Annotated in this window: 21 protein-coding genes, 1 tRNA gene and 1 other annotated feature; all 22 genes read left to right on the top strand. The window is 45.9% G+C overall.

Annotation, left to right across the window (positions count from 1 at the left end; translation table 11 throughout):
- Window positions 1–90: 90 nt before the first annotated feature.
- A complete protein-coding gene (locus GX019_05410) occupies window positions 91–270 on the top strand; it encodes a hypothetical protein (protein ID HHT36598.1) in 180 nt (59 codons plus the stop codon).
- A 22-nt stretch (window positions 271–292) separates the two neighbouring features.
- A complete protein-coding gene (locus tag GX019_05405) occupies window positions 293–958 on the top strand; it encodes a PrsW family intramembrane metalloprotease (protein HHT36597.1) in 666 nt (221 codons plus the stop codon).
- A gap of 69 nt (window positions 959–1027) precedes the next feature.
- Window positions 1028–1756 (top strand): YebC/PmpR family DNA-binding transcriptional regulator, encoded by a 729-nt coding sequence (locus tag GX019_05400; GenBank protein ID HHT36596.1) that lies wholly within the window; start codon window positions 1028–1030, stop codon window positions 1754–1756.
- Between the two features lie 83 nt (window positions 1757–1839).
- Complete coding sequence (locus GX019_05395) at window positions 1840–2229, top strand: hypothetical protein (protein HHT36595.1); 390 nt, start codon at window positions 1840–1842, stop codon at window positions 2227–2229.
- 109 nt (window positions 2230–2338) lie between these two features.
- Window positions 2339–2830 (top strand): crossover junction endodeoxyribonuclease RuvC, encoded by a 492-nt coding sequence (gene ruvC, locus GX019_05390; protein ID HHT36594.1) that lies wholly within the window; start codon window positions 2339–2341, stop codon window positions 2828–2830.
- Window positions 2827–3447, top strand: coding sequence for a Holliday junction branch migration protein RuvA (gene ruvA / locus GX019_05385; GenBank protein HHT36593.1), 621 nt, complete (start codon window positions 2827–2829; stop codon window positions 3445–3447). The genes ruvC and ruvA overlap by 4 nt, the downstream gene beginning before the upstream one ends.
- Window positions 3448–4455: a Holliday junction branch migration DNA helicase RuvB gene (ruvB, locus tag GX019_05380; GenBank protein ID HHT36592.1), complete on the top strand. Its 1008-nt coding sequence runs from the start codon at window positions 3448–3450 to the stop codon at window positions 4453–4455. It begins immediately after the preceding gene.
- Window positions 4456–4491: 36 nt separating this feature from the next.
- The gene (locus tag GX019_05375) at window positions 4492–4674 is read left to right on the top strand and encodes a hypothetical protein (GenBank protein ID HHT36591.1); all 183 of its coding nucleotides are present in this window, start codon (window positions 4492–4494) and stop codon (window positions 4672–4674) included.
- Window positions 4675–4681: 7 nt separating this feature from the next.
- The gene (gene recO, locus GX019_05370) at window positions 4682–5437 is read left to right on the top strand and encodes a DNA repair protein RecO (GenBank protein HHT36590.1); all 756 of its coding nucleotides are present in this window, start codon (window positions 4682–4684) and stop codon (window positions 5435–5437) included.
- Window positions 5438–5824, top strand: a complete 387-nt coding sequence (locus tag GX019_05365) for a DUF4342 domain-containing protein (GenBank protein HHT36589.1) — start codon at window positions 5438–5440, stop codon at window positions 5822–5824.
- A 71-nt stretch (window positions 5825–5895) separates the two neighbouring features.
- Window positions 5896–6072: a binding site (T-box leader), on the top strand.
- Window positions 6073–6124: 52 nt separating this feature from the next.
- Complete coding sequence (glyQ, locus tag GX019_05360; protein ID HHT36588.1) at window positions 6125–7009, top strand: glycine--tRNA ligase subunit alpha; 885 nt, start codon at window positions 6125–6127, stop codon at window positions 7007–7009.
- The gene (locus tag GX019_05355) at window positions 7006–9063 is read left to right on the top strand and encodes a glycine--tRNA ligase subunit beta (protein ID HHT36587.1); all 2058 of its coding nucleotides are present in this window, start codon (window positions 7006–7008) and stop codon (window positions 9061–9063) included. Before glyQ ends, GX019_05355 begins: the two co-directional genes overlap by 4 nt.
- A gap of 134 nt (window positions 9064–9197) precedes the next feature.
- On the top strand, window positions 9198–11831 hold the full coding sequence (locus tag GX019_05350) for a pyruvate, phosphate dikinase (protein ID HHT36586.1): 2634 nt from the start codon (window positions 9198–9200) through the stop codon (window positions 11829–11831).
- Window positions 11832–11947: 116 nt separating this feature from the next.
- On the top strand, window positions 11948–12958 hold the full coding sequence (locus GX019_05345; GenBank protein HHT36585.1) for a deoxyguanosinetriphosphate triphosphohydrolase: 1011 nt from the start codon (window positions 11948–11950) through the stop codon (window positions 12956–12958).
- A gap of 16 nt (window positions 12959–12974) precedes the next feature.
- Window positions 12975–14774, top strand: a complete 1800-nt coding sequence (locus GX019_05340) for a DNA primase (GenBank protein ID HHT36584.1) — start codon at window positions 12975–12977, stop codon at window positions 14772–14774.
- A 44-nt stretch (window positions 14775–14818) separates the two neighbouring features.
- Window positions 14819–15904: an RNA polymerase sigma factor RpoD gene (gene rpoD / locus GX019_05335; protein HHT36583.1), complete on the top strand. Its 1086-nt coding sequence runs from the start codon at window positions 14819–14821 to the stop codon at window positions 15902–15904.
- A 58-nt stretch (window positions 15905–15962) separates the two neighbouring features.
- Window positions 15963–16038 (top strand) — tRNA-Ile (locus tag GX019_05330).
- A gap of 156 nt (window positions 16039–16194) precedes the next feature.
- Window positions 16195–16344, top strand: a complete 150-nt coding sequence (locus GX019_05325; GenBank protein ID HHT36582.1) for a hypothetical protein — start codon at window positions 16195–16197, stop codon at window positions 16342–16344.
- A gap of 703 nt (window positions 16345–17047) precedes the next feature.
- Window positions 17048–18169: a hypothetical protein gene (locus tag GX019_05320; protein HHT36581.1), complete on the top strand. Its 1122-nt coding sequence runs from the start codon at window positions 17048–17050 to the stop codon at window positions 18167–18169.
- 137 nt (window positions 18170–18306) lie between these two features.
- Window positions 18307–19146 (top strand): CPBP family intramembrane metalloprotease, encoded by an 840-nt coding sequence (locus GX019_05315; protein ID HHT36580.1) that lies wholly within the window; start codon window positions 18307–18309, stop codon window positions 19144–19146.
- Window positions 19147–19168: 22 nt separating this feature from the next.
- Complete coding sequence (locus GX019_05310) at window positions 19169–20842, top strand: formate--tetrahydrofolate ligase (protein ID HHT36579.1); 1674 nt, start codon at window positions 19169–19171, stop codon at window positions 20840–20842.
- Window positions 20843–21017: 175 nt separating this feature from the next.
- The coding region (locus GX019_05305; protein HHT36578.1) for a LacI family transcriptional regulator at window positions 21018–21276 on the top strand (259 nt) is incomplete at its 3' end.

Below are 21276 nucleotides of genomic sequence, written 5' to 3'. Positions count from 1 at the left end.
TTTGGCTCTTGTTCTTTGGAAGACATCGTCTGGTATAGATTGAACAGCAATGGCTAAGCTAAGTGAAGTATATTCATGGAGGTTGATAATATGATAAAATGCCCGGTGTGCAAACAATCTATGCGAAATATAAACGACAACGAATACAATGGTTATCAAGATGCTTACTACTGTGAATCCTGCGGTTTGGAGCAGGCGGTGCACTGGAGCAGCGGAGAAAGAATAGTGATGCATGTGCAGCGCGAACAAAACAATTCTGACCTAGAATGATCCAAATATTAGGAGTGGTATCTTGCAGCTGATAATCATCGTGCTGGCGTCACTGATTCCAGGTGTATTATGGGTATGGTATTTTCGCCTGAAAGACAAATTTGAGCGCGAACCGATCAGTCACCTCATACGCGCATTTTTGCTGGGAGCTTTAATGGTAGGATTGGCAGCCCTGCTTGAGCTGCCTTTTAAGAATTGGGTACTTCCTGATGCTCCGCGCCTGCTGCAAATAGCAGCTGCGTTTGGCGTTATTGGTTTAGGAGAAGAGTTGCTAAAAGCTCTGGCTGTTTACTTAGCAGTCTTCAACAGTTCCGAACTAGACGAACCAATCGACGGAATAATCTACAGCGCGGCAGCGGGAATTGGATTTTCTGTAGTGGAAAATGTGCTTTACTCCCTCACCTTCGGACTCAGTGTTGCACCAGCTAGAGCCTTGATAGCCTCATTAGCCCATGCCTGCTTTTCCGGGATTTTTGGTGTATTTATTGGACGAACCAAATTCTCGAACAAGCCGGTTATTGAATTGAGCAGGGGTTTATTCTATGCGGCCTTAATGCATGGGCTGTATGACTTTATTCTTATTTCCCAAATTCTTTCTCCGCTTGCAGCTGTCGCTCTAATCGTGATCCTGTATTTTATTCTCCAGCATAACATTAAACGAGCCCTGCGCGATTCACCATTCAGCTAGTGATTGAGTGGCTGGTATTGGCATTTCAGCCCAGCTGTGCTAGAATATGAGTGGAAAGGAAGTGGGAATGTGGCAGGACATTCGAAATGGGCTAATATTAAGCACAGAAAAGCTGCCCAAGATGCTAAGCGCGGCCAGATGTTCACTAAGTTTGCCCGCCAGATTACAGTAGCTGTTAAGGAAGGCGGACCTGATCCTGAAATGAACTTCAGACTGCGGCTTGCGATTGACAAGGCGCGCAGTGTTAATATGCCGAATGATAATATTGAGCGTGCAATTGCAAGAGGCGTTGGGGGCCAGGATGGCGATAATTACGAAGAAATTGTTTATGAAGGCTACGGACCAAATGGTGTAGCTATTATGATGGATGTGCTGACAGACAACCGCAACCGCACTGCTGGTGAAGTGAGGCATGTCTTAAGCAAATATGGCGGTAACCTCGGTGAAACCGGTTGTGTTGCCTGGATGTTTAATAAAAAAGGCCTTATAGTTATTGAGAAAAATAACAGCATTGATGAGGACGAACTGATGATGACAGCCCTTGAAGCAGGTGCAGATGATATAGAGACTGAAGAGGATGTTTATAAGATTGAAACGGATCCCAGCAGTTTCACTGAAGTCAAAGAAACTCTTGCTGAGGCTGGTTATGAGTTTTTGGTAGCTGAAGTCAGTATGGTTCCCCAAAATTCAGTACCAATTTCAGAAGAGGATAGCGATACAATTGAACGTTTAATTGAAGCGCTGGAAGAGCTTGATGACGTCCAGCAGGTATACACTAACTATGAAATAGCAGATTAAACACGGCTTGCCTTGAGGCCGTGTTTTATAGTTGTATAATAGTATTTCACCCCGGAAATAATGAGCAAAAAGGGGTGAATGCTGTGCGTCGAGGTTGGATTCTTGTGTTCGCGGGAGTGTTTTGTTTTACAGTGAGCTTCATGGTTACTTTATGGTATTTTCAAAGCCTAGAATTTTTTGGACCAGCTTTGCCGCGAACCGATGATAGCCCCGCTCATAACAGTTCGCTTACGGACGAGGCGCACGCGGATAGTGATAGCGGCGACGATGCTGGTTTCTACATTGGAATCCACAGCGGCAGCGTTGCCATCTTTCAAGGTCGGCCGGGTAAGGGTGGCATCCTGCTCGAAACTACCAATATCCCCCTCGATAAAATACCTGAGTTTGAGATTCGGAATCTTGAAGCAGGAATTCCATTTTCCACAGAAGAAGAGAAGTACAGTATTTTGGAGGGACTGCATTTTCCCCTTTAATACTGAGCATAACTGCGAACTGTACTATCAGTTCAGCAGTTTTTTTTTGGAATTCACTGGCAAGGACTCTTCGCAGAAATGTCGAAGTTGATGATGAGGAAGTGTTGCAATGATTATATTAGGAATAGATCCCGGAACTGCCATTACAGGATATGGAGTAATTCAAACAGACCGCCGCCGCAGTCTTAAGGTTTTGGGCTACGGCGCAATTCGGACATCACCACAAATCAGCATGGACCGCCGATTAGTGCAGATCTATGAAAGTGTACAGAGCCTGATTGAAGAGTATGGTCCGGACTGTCTGGCGATTGAGGAGTTATTTTTTAATCGCAATGTGTCGACAGCCTTGACAGTTGGCCAAGCTCGCGGAGTTATTATTCTTGCAGCAGCAAACCGAGGTCTGCCAGTAGCTGAGTATACTCCTCTGCAGGTAAAACAGTCAGTAACCGGGGTCGGCAGAGCACCAAAAGAGCAGGTTGGGTTTATGGTTCGATTATTATTGGGATTAGATGAAATCCCGCGGCCTGATGATGTTGCCGATGCTTTAGCCGTGGGTATTTGTCATGCACATAATGGATTAGGATGGAGAGACAGAAAATGATTGCATTGCTGAAGGGCAGAATTATCACTCAAGATGAAAATGCCGTGGTACTTGACGTTAATGGGGTTGGCTATCAGCTGAATCTCAGCGGCGCAGCATTAGATCTAGCCAATAAAAGCAGCGATCAGGTTGTTCTGCATACCCATATGCATGTAAAAGACGATGGGATCGACTTATATGGATTTGCTTCTGCCGATGAAAAGAAACTGTTTCAAAAAATTATCACAGTATCGGGCATGGGATGCAAAACGGCGTTGAATATTTTAAAAACAATGAGGGCAGAACAGTTTGTGACTGCGATCGCCCTTGGAGATCGCAGTGCTTTGACTAAAGTTAGTGGGATCGGCAAGAAAACAGCCGAACGGCTAATTTTAGAGTTAAAGGATGACTTTGCCGATGTATATGCAGATCTGAGCGCAGCAGAAAGTGAAATTCCCCCGCTAGTCGCCACAGATATTGTCAATGATGCGCTGTCTGCCCTGTCAGCTCTGGGCTTTAGTTATGTTGAAGCCGAATCCATGATCCGCACAGCTCAGGCAGAGCTTGGAGAAACCGATGATCTGCAGGGGCTGCTGAAAGCAGCTCTGGCTGCTGTTGGAAAGCGAGGGAGAGCATAGATGGAGACGGAACGTTTGATCAGCGGTTGGAAGCGTCCGGAGGATTTTGATCTTGACTTGACTCTGCGGCCGCGCACGCTGGCAGAATATATTGGGCAGGAAAAGGTAAAGCAGCAGATGGAGCTTTTTATCACTGCAGCTAAACAGCGGCGGGAAGCTTTAGACCACGTTCTTTTATACGGTCCTCCTGGATTGGGAAAAACAAGCTTAGCTTATATTATTGCTAATGAGATGGGTGTAGGAATCCACACTACCTCCGGTCCGGCGATTGAAAGACAAGGTGATCTGGTAGCAATTTTAACCAATCTGGAGCCAAAGGATGTGCTCTTTATCGATGAAATCCACCGTCTGAACCGCACTGTTGAGGAGATTCTCTATCCGGCGATGGAGGATGGGGTAGTTGATATTATTATTGGCAAAGGGCCCGGTGCCCGCTCTGTCCGGCTGGAACTGCAGGAATTTACTTTAGTTGGGGCAACAACTCGAGCTGGAATGTTGACAGGTCCACTTCGGGACCGGTTTGGAGTGATTAACCGGCTGGAGTTTTACAGTACTGATGAATTAAAAATTATTGTCGAGCGTTCAGCTCAAATTATTGGCGTTAAGATTGATGAATCAGGCGCTGTTGAAATTGCCAAAAGGGCAAGAGGCACTCCACGGGTTGCTAACCGGCTGCTGAGAAGAGTGCGGGATTTTGCTCAAGTTAAAGCTGATAATCATATCACCAAGGAGGTCGCCCAGGAAGCCCTTACACTTTTTGAAGTTGATCAGTACGGCTTAGATCATATTGACCGCAAGCTGCTAACGACGATTGTTCATGTGTTTAACGGAGGTCCGGTAGGCATCGATACGATTGCGGCTGCTATCAGTGAAGAGGCAAATACAATTGAAGATGTGTATGAGCCTTATCTTCTGCAGCTGGGTTTTCTCCAGCGGACCAGCCGTGGCCGAGTAGTGACACATTTAGCATACCAGTATTTAGGCATACCTTATCCGGTGCAGCAGTAGAACAGCCAATTCTTTAAAAGCATAACCTTCACTCTGATGGGTAGGATATGGACAGAGGGAGGTGGCGCTGTGTCTAACAGCAGTGTCTTTTGGAAGCTGTTCATGGAAACCGGTGCTATCGGTCTTTATCTGCTCTATAAGTTTTCCGATAATCTCAGCAGTGAGGCCGAGGAGGATGAACAAGCGCAATTGGGTGAGGTAGCCTCTGAGAGAGGATGACTGACGTTTGTATAAGACTGAGGGTGTAATTCTGCGCACCAGAAATCTGGGTGAAGCAGATAAAATCGTAACATTGTTTACAAAGGCAAGGGGCAAAGTTGTGGCCACAGCTAGAGGTGCACGCCGCACACGCAACCGCTTGCTGGGATCAACTCAAGTTTTTACGCATGGCCGCTACCTAATGTTTGAAGGTAAGTCTATGGACACACTCAGTCAGGGAGAAATCATCAATTCTTATCAATCTCTGCGCGATGATTTGGAAAAAATGGCTGCAGCCTTGTATGTGTGTGAACTTGTTGACGTAATGGTGGAAATTGAAGCAGCAAACGAGGCAACTTTTGCTCTAATCAGCAATACATTAAGGATGATCGATACCGGCGAAATAAGTTTTGCGCTGAGAGGCTTTGAACTTAAGTTTATGCAGCAGTTAGGGTATCAGCCCCAACTTGATATGTGCATTGGCTGTGGTACTGTTAGTCAGGAGCAGGTCTACTTTTCTCGTGAAGGTGGAGTGGTATGCAGCAGCTGCCGAAGCAGTTTTGTTCCAGCCCATCGGATTTCTAAGGGAACGATTGAGCTTTTAAAGCGGATGCTGGAATGGGAGTGGCCGCGGATTAATATTCTCCATCCTTCAGAACAGAGCTTAAGGGAGATTGAAGTTTGTATGCGATCCTATATAGATTACCGCCTGGATAAACCAATGCGTTCGTTGGAGTTTCTGAAGACCCTGAATGATTTTCCTAATTCGGAGGTGACAAGCTAGATGACAGCAGAACTGCTCCAAGAAGATCTGCATAAGATCGATGTTATCTGTGAGCGGACCGGCCTCAGTTTTGCCGATGCCCGCGAACTGCTGGAAACCTGCAGTTGGGACGTAATGGAAGCTCTGATCACTTACGACCAGCATGCAAAAACTAATGTGTGGGATGTTCGGGGCAGGGAAGTAGTGGACAGAGTAAAGCAGTTGATCCGCAAAGGCAATGTTACTAATATCCGCATTAAAGCTAACGGCCGCGTGATTATGGAGCTGCCGGTTACTGCCGGAGTGGTCGGCACTATTTTAGCTCCTAAGTTGGCATTTTTAGCTGGAATTACCTGTTTGTTGACTAAGTGTTCGATTGAGTTTGATGAGTTTTCTAAAGAAAGCTGAAAAAAACGGTGTGCCGCACCTAGGCACACCTTGACACTTACAGCAGTTTTTGCTATATTTAGAGCAGTTTCATAACAGCGATGAGAAAGAGGAGTATCTGCACAGATGCGTACAGAGAACCTGGAATTGGTGAGAACCAGGGACGTGATCATGCAGAGAAGGCGCTTTTGAGCTATGGTTCTGAAAGTGGATCTTAACATTAAGATCAACCAGGGTGGAACCGCGGAAGTAAACCTTTCGTCCCTGAATGCGGGCAAAGGTTTATTTTTATTTCTGACTGAGTTTGAGAGGGTGAAGACGATGAATTTTCAAGAGATTATTCTAAAACTGCAGGAGTATTGGAGCCGCCAAAACTGCATTATTTACCAGCCTTATGATATTGAGGTTGGAGCCGGTACGATGGCTCCAGCAACGTTTCTTAAAGCGCTGGGTCCTGAGCCGTGGAACGTGACCTATGTTCAGCCCTGTCGACGTCCAGCCGATGGACGCTACGGGGAGAATCCAAACCGGGTACAGCATTATTACCAGTTTCAAGTAATTTTAAAACCATCGCCTGACAATGTTCAGGAGCTTTATCTTAACAGTTTAGAGGCATTAGGGATTCAGCTTCGCAACCACGATGTCCGGTTTGTTGAGGACGACTGGGAATCGCCAACGCTGGGCGCTTGGGGACTGGGCTGGGAAGTTTGGCTTGATGGCATGGAGATCACGCAGTTTACCTATTTCCAACAGGTAGGAAGTATTGATGTTAAGCCGGTCTGTGCTGAAATCACCTACGGGTTAGAGCGGCTGGCAATGTTCATTCAGGGTGTGGACAGCATCTTTGATTTGGAGTGGGTAGATGGGGTTACATATGGGGACGTTTTTCATCAAAACGAAGTGGAGTTTTCCAAGTATAATTTTGATTACTCAGATGCAAAAGGTTTGTTTACCTTATTCGAGATGTACGAGGCAGAAGCGAAGCGCTTGATCGAATTAGATTTGGTTCTGCCGGGCTATGATTATGTGCTGAAGTGCTCTCATGTGTTTAACCTGCTTGATGCCCGCAATGCAATTAGTGTTACTGAAAGAACCGGCTACATCGCCAGAGTGAGGGCGCTGGCGCGCATAGCAGCCCAAGGCTATCTGGCAGAGCGGGAGAGACTGGGCTTTCCAATGCTGAAACGTGAGGTGAAGAAGTCGTGAAATTTCTGCTTGAAATCGGGCTGGAGGAACTGCCAGCAAGGTTCATTCTGCCTGCATCCAAACAGCTAGCTGAGCTGATGGAAGAAATGCTGGCCGAAGCCAGAATCGGTTTTTCAGGGTTTGATGTTTACAGCTCACCGCGGCGCTTGGCATTGAAAATTAACGATATTGCTGAGCGGCAGAAGGATCTGGCTCAAGAAGTTAAAGGCCCACCAAAAAACATCGCCTACAAGGACGGTCAACCAACAAAAGCGCTCGAAGGATTTGCTCGATCCCAGGGAGTTGGTGTAGATGATTTATTTGTAAAAACTCTGGGCAATGCCGAGTATCTTTTTGCCAATAAATTCGTGAAAGGTTTACCGACCAAAGAAGTATTGGCTGAGATGCTTCCTAAGGTTATTACCGGATTATCCTTTCCCAAAAATATGCGCTGGGGAGACTGCGAGCTGAGATACGCGCGGCCCCTCCGCTGGGCAGTAGCGCTTTTAGATCAGGAAGTAGTGCCATTTACCATTGAAAATGTAGTTTCTGGTAATACTTCGTACGGGCACCGCCAGCTTTCCCAAGGTAGAGTGACAATTGAGCATCCTGATAAATATCTTGAAACCTTGAAGTCAGTATATGTTATTGCAGACTTCGATTTGCGCCGAGAGATTATTCGGAAACAGGTAGATAACCTGGCGGCTCAAATCGGTGGAAAGGTTCTGCCTGATGAAGCCTTGCTGGATGAGGTTACTAATCTGGTGGAATATCCAACAGCATTTTTAGGGAGTTTTCCTGAGGAATATTTGGATATACCGATGGAAGTGTTAGTCACATCAATGAAAGAGCATCAGCGCTATTTTCCTGTGTTTGCCCAAGACGGAAAACTGCTGCCCAGATTTATTGGGGTTCGCAATGGAGCCGATAACCAGCTTGACTTGGTAACCGCAGGCAATGAAAAAGTGCTAAATGCTCGCCTTGCGGATGCCAAGTTCTTCTATGAAGAAGACAGCAAACAGCCCCTGGAAAACTATGTAGAGAGATTAAAAAGTGTAGTCTTCCAGGATGGCTTAGGAACAATTTATGATAAGGTTAACCGGATTATTAATAACGCAAAAGCTCTCTGCCAACTGCTTGATAAAGAGGGTGACCAGGAACTCGTAGTCCGTACAGCCGCACTCTGCAAGGCGGATCTGGTAACTAATATGGTTTTTGAATTCCCAGAACTGCAGGGTGTAATGGGCAGTAAATACGCTCTGCTCAGTGGAGAGGATCCTCAGGTGGCGGTCGGAATCAAGGAGCACTATCTGCCTCGGTTCTCCCAGGATGAAGTTCCGGAAACTACGCCAGGTATTATTGTCAGCCTAGCTGATAAACTTGATACCTTGGTTGGGTATTTTGGTTTAGGCAGAATTCCCACCGGTTCTCAGGATCCATTTGCCCTGCGCAGACAGGCATTGGGGGTTGTCCAAATTGTATTGGCAAATAATATCGATATTGAGCTGAAGCAGCTTTTAGAGACAGCCTTGGCATCCTATGGAACATTATTTGAAGACCAAGCCGATGCGATCGTTAACTCACTGCTGGAGTTTTTTGCCGGTCGTATCAGAGTAAATCTGCTGGAGCAGGGCTACAGCCATGACTCAATCGATGCAGTTACAGCGGTAGGTCTAACCAGCATACCCGCTGTTAAAGCTAAGATTGCCGTTTTAGATGAGTTTAGGGAAGACAGCACTTTTTCCGATCTCCATACTGCCTTCGAGCGCAGCTATAAGATTGCTGCCAAATATGATCCAGAAACCGTTAATCCGGAACATTTCACAGAAGCGGATCGGGAATTGGCTGCTGCGCTGGAGCAGGTAGAAGCTGCTGTTCATAAAAATCTGGGCAGCGGGAAATATAAGGAAAGTTTACAGTCTTTAGCATCTCTGAGGCAGCCGATCGACGCGTTTTTTGATGCAGTAATGATTATGGATCCGGATGCTGAGATCAGAGCTAACCGTTTAGGACTGCTTCAAAAGGTAATTAGTTTATTTAATGCATACGCTGATTTCAGCCTGATTGTTGTATAAAAGTGAAATGTATCTCTTATTGGCAGGATTATTCCAGGTTTTAACGAATAATATAGCCGGTGTGAGCTGAGAAGGAGAGTGTCTCCTTTTTAGGCATTCCAATATAGAGTATTAGAAGAAGGAGGAATAGAGCAATGACAACCAAAAAATGGGTATACTTTTTTGGTGATGGTAAAACAGATGGTCAATCCGGTAACAAGGTTCTGGTTGGCGGTAAAGGTGCAAATCTGGCCGAAATGATCGAAATAGGAATCCCTGTTCCGGCAGGTTTTACTATTACCACAGAAGCATGTACTGAGTTTTATCAAAATAATCAAGCGTGGCCGGCAGAACTTGAAGGGCAAATCTTAGAAAATATTGCCAAAGTCGAAGCAGCCATGGGTGGCAAATTTGGTGATACTGAAAATCCACTGCTTCTGTCTGTTCGTTCCGGTGCAAGAGTTTCGATGCCCGGTATGATGGATACTGTACTTAACTTGGGCTTAAACGACCAGACAGTTCAAGGCTTAATTAAGAAGTCCAATAATCCGCGCTTTGCTTGGGATTCATACCGCCGCTTTATCCAGATGTATGGCGACGTAGTTATGGGTGTAGACCATGCAAGCTTTGAAGCGGCGCTTTCCGCTGCTAAAGATGCAAAAGGCGTAAAAGATGACACCGATTTAGATGCAGAAGATCTTGAGAAACTGGTAGAGAAGTATAAGGAAATTGTTCAGAAAGAAGCTGGCCGGCTGTTCCCGGATAGTCCGTTTGAGCAGCTGCGCGGTGCCATTAATGCCGTATTTTTATCCTGGGATACTCCTCGGGCAATTCGCTATCGCCAAATGAATGATATTCCCGATGATTGGGGTACAGCTGTAAATGTTCAAGCAATGGTATTTGGCAACATGGGCGATAATTCCGGTACTGGAGTTGCGTTCACACGCAATCCTTCGACTGGTGAAAATGTTTTCTACGGTGAGTATCTGATGAATGCTCAGGGTGAAGACGTGGTTGCCGGTATCCGCACACCCCATCCTATTAAGGACCTGGAAGAAGAAAAGCCTGAGATCTATAAAGAATTAGTTGATATTTATAAGAAACTCGAGCTGCACTACAAAGATATGCAGGATATCGAGTTTACCATCCAAGAGGATAAGCTGTATCTTCTCCAAACCCGCGTAGGAAAGCGTACAGCTCAAGCTGCAGTGAGAATTGCAGTTGAAATGGTAGAAGAAGGATTAATCGATAAGAAAACTGCTGTAATGCGCGTTGAACCAGAACAGCTAGATCAGCTGCTGCACAAGCAGATCGATCCTAAAGCGGAAGTAACTGTGATTGCCAAAGGTCTGCCCGCATCTCCTGGTGCTGCTATGGGACGCATTGTCTTTAACGCTGAGGATGCAGAAGCTTGGAAAGAGCGGGGCGAACAAGTAATCCTGGTTCGTGCAGAGACTTCTCCTGAGGATATCGGTGGTATGGATGCTGCTGAAGGTATCTTAACTTCCCGCGGCGGCATGACTTCTCACGCTGCAGTAGTTGCCCGCGGTATGGGTAAATGCTGTGTGGCCGGATGCGGCGATGCTCGAATTAACGAAGCTAAGCGCGAAGTAAATATCGGCGGACATGTCCTCAAAGAAGGCGATTGGATTACTCTCAACGGAACAACCGGAGAAGTAATTCTTGGTAAGGCTGAGCTGGTTGATCCGCAGCTTACAGGTAACTTCGGCACATTAATGGCATGGGCCGATGAATTCCGCGCTCTGGGAATCCGGACTAATGCCGATACCCCGCATGATGCGAATGTTGCCCGTGAATTCGGAGCAGAAGGTATTGGGCTGTGCCGTACAGAGCACATGTTCTTTGAAGGTGACCGGATTAAAGCGGTGCGCCAGATGATTTTAGCTAAAGATCAGGAAGGCAGAGAGAAAGCTTTAGCTTTACTGCTGCCATACCAGAAAAACGACTTTGTTGCGATCTTTAAAGAAATGCAAGGGTTGCCAGTAACAATTCGCTTACTGGATCCGCCGCTGCATGAATTCTTACCGACTGAACCTCAGCAGATCAAGGAATTGGCTGAAGAGATGGGTGTCAGCCTCGACGAGCTGAACGAAACTATCGAAAGCCTGAAGGAACTGAACCCAATGTTAGGCCACCGCGGCTGCCGTTTGGGTGTAACTTATCCGGAAATCTATGCAATGCAGGCAAGAGCTATTTTTGAAGCTGCTGCTGAGCTTACCAAAGCCGGTCAAAAGGTAGTTCCTGAAGTCATGATTCCCTTAGTCGGCGTCGTGAAGGAACTCGAACTGATGAAGGATGTCTGCGTCCAAGTGGCTGAAGAAGTGCAGAAAGAATATGGTGTCGAATTAGAATACTCTGTTGGAACCATGCTCGAACTGCCTCGCGCAGCAGTTACTGCAGATAAAATCGCTAAAGTGGCTGAGTTCTTCTCGTTTGGTACTAATGACTTAACCCAAATGACCTTTGGTTACAGTCGTGATGACGCTGCGCACTTCCTGCCGGTGTACACAGAGAAGGGCATCTTAGAAAAAGATCCATTCCAAACCCTTGATCAAGAGGGTGTCGGAACTCTGGTCGAAATCGGTGTGAAGAAAGGTCTCGAAGCCAACCCCAACCTCAAACTGGGAGTTTGCGGTGAGCACGGCGGAGATCCAGCATCTGTCGATTTCTTCCATAGAGTAGGATTAACTTATGTAAGCTGTTCACCTTTCCGTGTGCCGATTGCACGTTTGGCAGCTGCACAAGCTAACATTCGCAATCCACGGTAAAAGGTTAACAAAAAGTTTAAGCTACGGGGGAAGGAATCTTCCCCCGTTTTGGTGAACCCATACATTATAGTATGGGTATTTATTATTGTTACCACAATCGCTGTGGGAGTGATGGAATGCAGCTGCGCTTGGAATATGAAAAACGGGAACGGAGACTGCTGTCGCCGCTGGCTGCATTAGCTGCCGCGAGTGAAGGCAGAAAGTTCGCTGAACCGGAGTGCGACGTGCGCACGGCTTTTCAGCGTGATCGAGACCGAATTATCCATTCCAAGAGTTTCCGCCGGCTGAAATCAAAAACCCAAGTTTTCATTGCTCCGGCAGGAGATCATTATCGCACGAGATTGACTCATACACTAGAAGTGTCTCAGATTAGCCGCACAGTCGCCCGAGCCTTAGCTTTAAACGAAGATTTGGTCGAGGCGATAGCTTTGGGTCATGACTTAGGGCATACTCCATTCGGCCACGCCGGCGAAGCTGCTCTTCAAAAATTGACTGGACATTTTGCACATAATGAGCAGAGTCTGCGGGTCGTTGATGTATTGGAGCGGAGGCGTCCTGAATATCCGGGGTTGAATTTAACTGCTGAAGTTCGAGATGGAATCTTATGCCACACCGGACCCAAAAATCCCCGCACTTTGGAAGGACAGATCGTTCGGCTGTGCGATCGAATCGCTTATTTAAACCACGATGTCGATGATGCTATCCGCGCGGGGATAATTACGGAAGAAGAGCTCCCGGCGATGGCAGTGGAAGTTTTAGGAAACAGCCGCTCCCAGCGGATCAATACCATGGTTAAGGATTTAGTTTACTGCAGTATGGGTAAAACTAAGATTTGTATGAGCGATGAAGTGAGTGAAGCAGCTGAGATACTGCGTCGGTTCTTGTTTGCAAATGTTTATATCGGATCTGCCGCAAAGGAAGAAGAATCGAAAGTCGACACACTTATCAAGATGCTGTTTCGATATTACTTAAATAATCCCCACGAATTGACAAGGAGATTAGAACTGGAGCAGGTGCCAGATAATCTCCATCGCGCTGCAGCCGATTATATTGCCGGAATGACTGACAGCTATGCGCTTTATGAGTTTCAAAAATTGTTTTTGCCGGAGGGGTGGTCGCTGGAGTAATGTGTGAGGTGATCCTGTGGCCCAGTTTGATCAAGGTTTTGTAGAAAAGGTACGTTCTGCGGTAGATATAGTCGATATAATAGGCAGAGATATTAAACTAACACAGCGGGGAAAGAACTTTGTCGGTCTTTGCCCATTCCATGATGAGAAAACAGCATCGTTTAACGTCAGTAGAGAAAACCAGCTGTATTACTGCTTCGGCTGTGGAAGTGGCGGTAATATTTTCAATTATCTTATGAACGCTCGACATTTATCCTTTCCTGAAGCAGTGCAGACGCTGGCAGAGGAAGTGGGAATTCCCCTGCCGAATATTTCGCCTCGGCAGCGGGAACAAGCTGCTAAAGCGCAGCAGCTGCAGGAGCTGAACCGCCTAGCAGCTCAATACTACTACCGCACGCTGCGGTCAAATTTGGGCGAACAGGCTCGTAACTATTTAGTCCAGCGGGCCATTGACGAGAGATTGGCTAGACATTTTTATATCGGATTTGCACCGGACAGCTGGGATGGATTAATAAGGTTTTTGCAGGAGAATACAGAGCTGCCGCTGGAACTTGCGGTAGAAGCCGGATTGGTTATCAAAGGTAAGAATGGATATTATGATCGCTTTCGCAATCGAGTCATGTTCCCGATCTGCGATCTGAATCAGCGTTTTATTGGATTCGGCGGCAGGATTATCGGTTCTGGCAATCCAAAATACTTGAATACACCGGAAACTTTGCTTTTTCAAAAAGGAAAAAGCTTATATGGGTTGAATTGGTCTAAGGATAGTATTAAACATAATGATTATATTGTGCTGGTGGAAGGGTATACGGACTGCATCAGCCTATATGCCAAAGGAGTAACCAACACGGCAGCCAGCTTAGGAACCGCCTTCACCGAGCATCACGCCAGGTTGATTTCAAGGCTTACGGAGAATGTGGTGTTCGCTTTTGACAGTGATTCAGCAGGAATGAAGGCAACGGAGCGCGGATTAAGCATCTTGGTTGACGCGGGTTTAAATGTAAAAGTCGCTTCTTTACCGGAGAATCAGGACCCGGATACATTTGCCCGCACCAATTCTGCGCGCGAAGTAGCGGCCTGGATAGAGAGCGCAGTGCCGTATTTAGAGTATCAGATTAATACTGCTGCTGCGCAATTTGACATTAATTCACTAGAAGGAAAAATTAAGGCGGCAAAAGAAATAGTTAGCATATTGAGTAAAGTTGAAAGTGCCATAGTGCGCGCTGAATATAGTAATTATGCAGCAAACTTATTATCTATCGAGCAAGATGTAATTATCGAGGAGCTTCGCCAGGCATCCGGTTCGCTAGAAGCTGAGGAAAAAGTGGGTACTCAGAGCAGGAACTCACATATTACATCTCAAAATAGATATACTATTAAAGATCTGCACACCAAGCATCACGATTCAGATTTCGGTTCTGACCAGACTGAAGCCATCGAAGCCTGTGTCATGAGGTTGGTAATTACTAATCCTGGATTAATTGATCAGATGGTGAGAATTGGACTTGATGCCGATAGTTTTAGTAATGCGGATTATAGATACTTATTTAATTTGCTGCAGGCTGATGCCTGGGATAAACAGGGTGAAGCAACAGCTGATCAGCTGCTGTCTGAGCCGGAGCCTCCAGGAAATTGGTCAGAATACTTGCAGTTATTCAGGGAAAACGTTTGGTTCCGCAGCATAAATTCTATAGAGGAAAAATTATCTTTAATGGAGAATCATAGGGAGCCGGATGTTTTACTCCAATTTTGTCAGCTCCTTAAGCGATACGCTGAAGTTCGGAGGGAAATATTTCTTGTTAAAAGTAAATCATAAATTTTATCAAGGCTCACTAGCTTCTAAGGAAGGGGGGAACGGAAATGGCAAATAAAGACGTATTGAATGTTGAGCATGTTCAAGAATTAATTGCACGCGGGAAGAAGCAAGGCTTAATTTCGTACCGCGAGATTATGGATGCACTGCAAGAGATTGATCTTTCGCCTGATCAAATAGATGAGATTTACGAAAGTTTTGCGGAAATGGGAGTAGACATTATTCCTGAAACCGGTGAAAAATTGGATGATGATAGTGCAGACCGTGAGGAAGAGATGGATTTATCTGTTCCTGAGGGTGTGGGCCTGGATGATCCAGTTAGGATGTATCTTAAAGAAATTGGTCGTGTTCCGCTGTTAACGGCAGAACAAGAAATGGAATATGCTAAGAGTATCGAGCAGGGAGATGAGGAAGCCCGCCGCATGCTGGCCGAAGCCAACTTACGCCTGGTTGTCAGTATTGCAAAACGGTATGTGGGTAGAGGCATGCTCTTTCTCGACTTAATTCAGGAGGGCAATCTCGGATTAATTAAAGCGGTAGAGAAGTTTGATTACCGCAAAGGATTTAAATTCAGCACTTATGCTACATGGTGGATTCGTCAGGCGATTACCCGGGCGATTGCTGATCAAGCAAGGACAATCCGGATTCCAGTGCATATGGTTGAAACTATTAATAAATTGATTCGTGTATCGCGGCAGCTGCTGCAGGAGCTAGGACGGGAACCTACTCCTGAAGAAATAGCTGAAGAAATGGATCTGCCAGTTGAGCGAGTGCGCGAGATTATGAAGATTGCTCAAGAACCGGTTTCGTTAGAAACCCCGATTGGCGAAGAAGAAGACAGCCATTTGGGTGATTTTATCGAAGATCAGGATGCTCCTGCGCCAGCTGAAGCTGCCGGCTATACTATGCTGAAGGAGCAGCTTGATGAAGTGCTCGAGTCGCTTACTCCAAGAGAGCAGAAAGTGCTTCGCCTGCGTTTTGGCTTAGACGATGGCCGCACTCGCACTTTGGAGGAAGTAGGCCAGGTGTTTGGTGTTACTCGGGAGCGAATCCGGCAGATTGAAGCTAAAGCTCTACGCAAGCTCAGACATCCCAGCCGCAGCAAGAAGCTGAAAGATTTCCTTGAGCAGTAGTTTTAGCTGTTGACAGCCAGAATTAACCATTGTATAATAACAAGGTGATTGTTTTGTTGGACCCCTAGCTCAGCGGTTAGAGCAGCAGACTCATAATCTGTTGGTCCTGGGTTCAAATCCCAGGGGGTCCACCAAATAACTTTTTGTATTTCACACCACTGATCGAGTGGTGTTTTTTTATTTTTTTCTGGATAAATATCCCAGATAAAAAGGATTTTACCAATACATAGAGAATAATTAAGTGGTAAAAGGTGTCTGCACTGACATTTTTAATCCATTTTAGTAAAAAAATGGATTTTTTGAGAAGGTATTCCAATAATAGTGCAGAATATATTATCAAGGGTTATCCCCCGTTTTTTCATGCATCATTGACTGCTGTTATGTTTCAGCTGATTCAGCTTGACAGCGCGCAGCCGTCACTTGTATCTGCCAAGCGGTGAGGTTGAAGGAACCGCCGTGACAGTGGGTAGAAGCAGCCTTTCTTGCAGGCAATTGGTACGAAACATGGTAAAGTACGGTTGTTTCGGGGAAGGGCAGATGCATGAGAAGGATATTCGTGAGCGAATATCCGAGGGGATGAATATAATAAAACATGCACTGCCTGTGCGTGGGTAAAGGGAGGGTTGCGACGGCACAACTGATTTACCTACGAAACCGTTAAACCGTATACGTACTTTGGTAAAATAATATTAGAGTAAAGGAGTTACGTCAATGAGAAAGACACTCAAAGTGTTTCTTGTTTTAACACTGATCGCATTGCTGGCTAGTGTTCCAGCACTTGCACAACCTCAATCAAATCAAGGCACAAAAGTAAGTCATGGTGGAATAAAATTTGGTGAAGACGGAACCTGGGGTTTCACTTATATTCTTGAGCATGACGAAGATGGATTCGTAGATGAAGGTGACTTCATTCCTTTCTTCAAGAAGAACAAAGATGGCCCGTTCAATCTTGTAGTAACTGGTCCTTACATTAAGGACGGACAAGATGTTGATACAATCATCGGTTCTCGTTTAGGTGTTAACTATTCACCTTACGTTGCTAAATTCCATGGTGATAACAGAATCCTTGGTATTAGAGTTACTCCGATCAACGTTGATCTCGGTCCTGTCAGCCTGACATTAGACGGAGCATACACATTTGCATTGATCGACCGCGAGAAAGAGAAACACTCCGGTGGTAACGTATTAAAGCCGAAGACAAACGACATTCTGCTTGGCGCAAAAGCTGACATTGCTGACTATGTTGATCTGAACCTTGCTGTAGTTCGCTACGAAGTTGCAAACGAAGCTGGTGCAGAAACACCTTACACCTTCTATTACAACTTTGCTGTTGAAGCTTCAACTGACATCGTTCCGGGCTTAGATCTTAACGGCGTTTATGCTCGCTACGGTCAAGATGAAGATTGGCTGTATGAAGTAACTGCTAAGTACGAAGCTATTCCGGAAGCATTATGGCTCCGTGCAGGCCACCGCAACAGTGAGTTTAAAGACGGCGTAAACAAAGTTTCCGTACGCGGTGTAAGCACAGACGATAAAATTGCTTATGTTGGCGACAAGAAGCCTCTTGAGAAGATCTACAATCGCGACAGCAGCATCAACGTTGGTGCAACTTATAAGTTCAGCTATGATGTGCTCAACGCTACATTAACCGCTGACTATGACACAACCAACCCGGATGTTCGCGGCGACCTTGATGATCAAATCGCAATTAGCTTAAATGCTAATGCTCTCGAGTTCGAACTGTATCAAAAATTATCAGTTCTCGTTCCTGACGAAGAGACAGTAAACGACAAGCGCGTTATTGATGATAATACAGCTATGCGCTTAGACTACGAATTAGATTTCCGTACACCGCAGTACACTCTTCCAGTTGAATTTGCTGACGTATTTGCTCAAGCAAGAGTTAACTTCGACTGGGATCAAAACTACATCGCTGACAATCGCTATCAAACCATCGCATCTGTACACTTAGGTGCTACAGCTGACGTATGGCGCTTAGAAGGCCTGCATGTTGGTGCGATCTTCGCATACGATATGCCGAGCGATAAGGACATTATTGCTGATCCGTTCAAGTTTGCTCTGCTGGGAAGCTATGATGCACCTAACGGCATCAAATTCAGAGTTGAATACCAAAACTCCGAAGACTATAAAGACGAGACAAAATTCGTTCACCAAAAACCGCTTAATGATCGCTATGACGAAATTCGTCACTATAACGACAGCAAGTTCCACGGTGTTCGTGTAACTGTTGGATTCCCACTCTAGAATCTAGCTGAGTAATACCAAAGCAGGATAATTAGATTTTCTAATTATCCTGCTTTTTTTCATTTGTTACAGGAACAACCAGTGGTGATGGGGAAGTATATTCATATAAGTTATATCAGACAAAGGAGTCGATGTTCTTGACCGATACTAAACTCAGCAGGTACTCGTCCCTGATTTTCCTAGCAATTTGTTTCGGTTTTTCCTGGCTGCTGTTTCTGCCTAATGTTCTTGCCGACAGCGCTTTAACTACAACCGGACTTTTAGCAGCAAGGATTCTGGCCAGCTTCGGTCCAGCCTTGGCAGCGATAGCGGCTGTTTGGGTTCGCGAAGGGAAATCCAGCGTGACAAGGCTGTTTAAAAGTGCTGTTGATTTTTCTGGTAAAGGCAGATGGATTCTGGCAGCTGTACTAATAGCTGTGCTGGCAATTCTGGTGCCTTTAGTGTTTCTGGTGTATACGCGGGGATTATCGCTAGCCCCAATTACTGCTTCTTCTTGGCTGCGTTTACTTCCTGATTTCATTTTAAGCTTGCTGCTGTTCGGATCTATCGCTGATGAAATTGGTTGGAGGGGTTATTTACTTCCTAGCCTGCAGCAGAGCTGCACCGCCTTCTCGGCCAGCTTGATTATTGGACTGCTGTGGGGACTCTGGCAGATGCCCACATACTTTTTTCAAGGAGTAATCGAGTTTCATTTATCTCCGGCTTGGCTGATAATCGAAACAATAGCATTATCCATAATTTTGACTTGGCTTTATAATTCCAGTAAAAGTTTAGCTGTAACGATAGTCTTCAATGGTGTTTTCCGCACTCTAACTCAATTTTTTATGCCTCTAATGGAAGTGACCAACAACGCAGTCCAGTTTCAGCAGCTGTACTCGGGCGTGCTGGTTAACGCTGCGTTGATTATCCTACTGTTCTGCGGCGGCAAGACTTTGGTATTCAGTTATCAGCCGCGCCGCAGCGGGGATCGCAGATAAATTTGAAATAGGGAGTGGTTTTGTGAAAACAGATATTGAAATTGCACAGGAGACAAAACTGAAACCCATTCGTGAGATAGCGCAATATGCCGGAATTGATGAGGAATACCTTGAGCTGTATGGGCATTATAAAGCTAAGGTTTCCCTGGAGCAGGTGCAAAAACTCGCAGATCATCCTGATGGAAAGCTGATCCTAGTAACTGCCATCAGTCCGACACCGGCAGGTGAGGGCAAAACCACCACTACCGTCGGGTTGGGCGATGCTTTAAAGCGCCTTGGCAAAAATGTCATCATAGCCCTGCGGGAGCCATCAATGGGCCCGGTTTTCGGGATTAAAGGGGGCGCAGCCGGAGGCGGCTATGCCCAGGTAGTTCCTATGGAAGATATTAACCTGCATTTCACCGGTGATATGCATGCCATTGGAGCTGCGAACAATCTTCTGGCAGCAATGCTGGATAACCACATCCACCAAGGCAACGAACTTGGTATCGACCCAAGGCGGATTGTCTGGAAAAGAGCTATGGATATGAATGACCGCCAGCTGCGCTGTATTGTCAATGGACTGAATGGCCGCAGCAATGGTGTGCCCCGGGAAGATGGATTTGATATTACCGTAGCCTCAGAAATCATGGCGATTCTATGCTTGGCTGCAGATATTATTGATTTAAAAACAAGATTGAGCCGCATCATTGTCGGTTATACATATGATAATCAGCCTGTTACCGCCGGAGATCTGAAGGCTCATGGAGCAATGGCTGCAGTTCTCAAAGATGCCATTAAACCTAATTTGGTGCAGACATTGGAGCATACACCGGCATTTGTGCACGGCGGCCCATTTGCCAACATTGCCCACGGCTGCAACAGCCTGATTGCCACCAAACTGGCGCTTAACTTAGGCGATTATGTTGTTACCGAGGCTGGTTTTGGAGCAGATCTAGGTGCAGAAAAATTTCTTGACATTAAGTGCCGCATTGGCGGATTGAGACCGGCAGCAGTGGTGATAGTGGCTTCGATCAGAGCCTTAAAACTCCATGGCGGTGCAAAGCTGGAGCAGCTGCATTTAGAGGATCTAGAGGCATTAAAGCAGGGATTGCCTAATCTGCTGAAGCATGTAGAGAATATTACCCAGAAATTTGGCCTGCCAGCAGTTGTGGCGATTAACCGCTTCCCCCATGATACCGATGCAGAGATTAAGCTGACTGCGGAAAAATGCGCTGAGCTTGGTGTCAAAACCGCACTATCAGAGGTATGGGCGAAAGGTGGGGAGGGAGGCCTGCGGTTAGCCGAAGAAGTAATTGCTTTATGCGAGCAGCCTCAGCCAGAACTGCAGTTCATTTATGATGATGAAGACACGTTAGAGCAAAAGATCAGAAAGATTGCTGTTGAGGTTTATGGTGCTGACGGTGTTGATTTCTCAGCCGAAGCGAAAAGAGAGCTGCGCCGCTACCAGAAGCTTGGATTTAATAACCTACCGGTATGCATGGCCAAAACTCAATATTCTCTATCCGATGATCCCAAAAAGCTAGGGCGGCCTCGAGGCTTTAGAATAACAGTCCGGAGCGTGCGAATATCAGCAGGTGCAGGTTTTGTAGTGGCCTTAACTGGTGATATTATGACTATGCCGGGACTGCCTAAAAAGCCAGCTGCGGAGACAATTGATGTGGAAGCATCAGGTCGAATTACTGGCTTATTCTAATCAGAAAAAAGTTTGATTAATCCCAGTGTTGAACCACTGGGATTTTTTACGTTATATTAACGATAACCAAACGATTAAATAACGTTATAAAACGTAGAATATAACGTTAGAAAACTTGCTTTTGTATCTTTGGAATCCTATAATAGAGATAACTTGCAGAGTGAGGAGGTGGGCTGTGAAGAAGAATCAGAAGGTAACCATCAACATGATTGCAGAGCTTTTAGATGTATCAGCAATTACTGTCAGCAGGGCGCTGGCCAATCAGCCGGGTGTAAGCGATGAACTGCGCCAGAGAATAATTGACAAAGCGAAAGAATTGGGTTATAAGCGCTGCAAACCTAACGCTAAAACCAGCATTTTATTTTTGATTCGCCGCCGCTATGTCGCTGACCACAGCAATTTCAGCCATTTGGTAGAAGGAATAGAGGCTAATG

This window comes from Bacillota bacterium, assembly GCA_012837335.1.
In the GTDB taxonomy this organism is placed as follows: Bacteria; Bacillota; Limnochordia; order Darwinibacteriales; family DTU012; genus DTU012.
The sequence above is the reverse complement of the archived record's forward strand: the minus strand, read 5'-3'. Positions and strand labels throughout refer to the sequence as shown.